The 2,033-nt window shown below is 70.6% G+C and carries 1 protein-coding gene; it reads right to left on the reverse strand.

The window, feature by feature from the left end:
* The coding region (locus ITI46_RS34285; RefSeq protein ID WP_307808433.1) for a non-ribosomal peptide synthetase at positions 1–2,002 on the reverse strand (2,002 nt) is incomplete at its 3' end.
* Between the last annotated feature and the right edge of the window lie 31 nt (positions 2,003–2,033).

Below are 2,033 nucleotides of genomic sequence, written 5' to 3' on the forward strand. Positions count from 1 at the left end.
CCCCGCAACCGTCCTCACGGATGACCACCTCCGCCGCCGAGACAGCCGGGTGGCCCGTGAGTGCCGCACGGATCTCCCCCGGCTCGACACGGAAGCCACGCACCTTGACCTGCTCGTCAGCACGGCCCGTGAACTCCAGTCGACCGTCGGGGCGTCGGCGTACGAGATCGCCGGTGCGGTACATCCGCTCACCGGGCGGCCCGTACGGGCACGCCACGAACCGCTCCGCCGTCAGATCCGGCCGCCCCAGGTAACCACGGGCCACATGGGTACCGGCCAGGTACAGCTCACCGGGAACCCCGGGCGGCACAGGCCGCAGCGCTCCGTCGAGCACGTACACCCGGGTGTTCGTCACCGGCGTACCGATCGACGGGACGGGCCCGTCCGGCAGGGGCTCGCTCATGGTCGCGCAGACCGTCGCCTCGGTCGGCCCGTAGGCGTTGACCATCACCCGGTCCGATGCCCAGCGCTCCACCAGTTCCGGCGGGCAGGCTTCACCGGCTGCCACCACCGTGACCCCGGGCGGCAGCCCGTCGGGCTCCAGGGCCCCCAGCACGGTCGGTGGCAGCGTGACGTGTGTGACGTCGTTCGCGGCAATGGTCTCGCTGAGCGGCTTCCCCGGGAGCAGTTCCTCCGCCGATACGACGACGAGACAGGCGCCCGACAGCAGGGCCATGCACAGTTCCCAGAAGGAGGCGTCGAAGCTCGGCGAGGCGAATTGCAGAACCCGGCTCCCTTCCCCCACCCCGAGGCGCTCGCGCTGCGTCACCGCGAGTGCGGCGACACCGCTGTGCGAGACAGCCACTCCCTTCGGGGTGCCGGAGGAGCCGGAAGTGTAGATCACGTAGGCCGGGCCGAGCGGCAGCGCGGGGGCGGTACGGTCGGCGTCGCTCAGGTCAGTGTCCGCCGTCGCCGCGAGGGCGCCGGCCACATCGTCCGCGTCCAGGTGGAGGCAGGGCAGGCCGGCGGCGGGAAGCCGGGCACCGGTCGTCTGGTCGGTGAGCAGGAGCACGGGCGCGGCATCGTGGAGCATGTGAGCGATGCGCTCGGCCGGATAGCGGGGATCGACGGGGAGGTAGGCGGCTCCCGACTTCAGGACGGCGAGCACCGCGACCACCAGGTCGGCCGAGCGCGGCAGGCACAGGGCCACCACGCGTTCCGGACCTGCGCCGTGGGCGACGAGCAGCCGGGCCAGGCGGTTGGCTCGGGCATTCAGTTCCGCGTAGCTGAGCCGCTTCCCCCCTGCCGTCAGCGCGGTGGCCTCGGGCGTGCGTGCGGTCTGTGCCTCGAACAGCTGGGGGAATGTAGCGGTGCGGAGTGTCCGCGCGGTGTCGTCCGCGCTCTCCTGCATTCCGGACCGTTCGTCGGCCGACAGGATCTCCAGGCGGCCCAGGGGCTGGTCGGGGTCGGTGACGGCTGCCTGCAGGAGCCTGTGCAGCCGGGCGAGGAGATCTTCAACGGTGGCGGTGTCGAACAGGTCGGAGCTGAACTCCGCCTCCCCCACGAGGCCGGCCGGCGTCCGCTTCTGTCCTCGGAGCTCACGCAAAGACAGGGTGAGGTCCATCGCCGAGGTGCCGGTGAAGACGCGCTCTTCCTGTGTCCGGACGCCCTGGAGATCGTCGGTACTGGGCCGGTCGTCACCGGTGTTGTTCAGGGCGAGGGCGATTTGGAAGAGGGGGTTGCGTGCGGGCGAGCGGGGCGGATTGAGGGCCTCCACTACTTGCTCGAAGGGCACATCCTGATGCGCGAACGCCCGCAGATCCACCTCCCGCACCCGCTCCACCAACTCCCGGAACGACGGATCACCAGAGGTATCAGTACGCAACACCAGCGTATTGACGAAGAAACCCACCACCTCATCCAGCGCCGCATCCACACGCCCCGCCACCGGCGACCCCAACGGCACATCCGTACCCGCCCCCAACCGGGTCAACAACGCCGCCAACGCCGCCTGCACCACCATGAACACACTCGCCCCACACTCCCGGGCAAGCCCCACCACCCCGGCATGCAACCCCGCATCCCACCGGAAC

This window comes from Streptomyces oryzae, from assembly GCF_017676365.1.
Lineage (GTDB): Bacteria > Actinomycetota > Actinomycetes > Streptomycetales > Streptomycetaceae > Streptomyces > Streptomyces oryzae.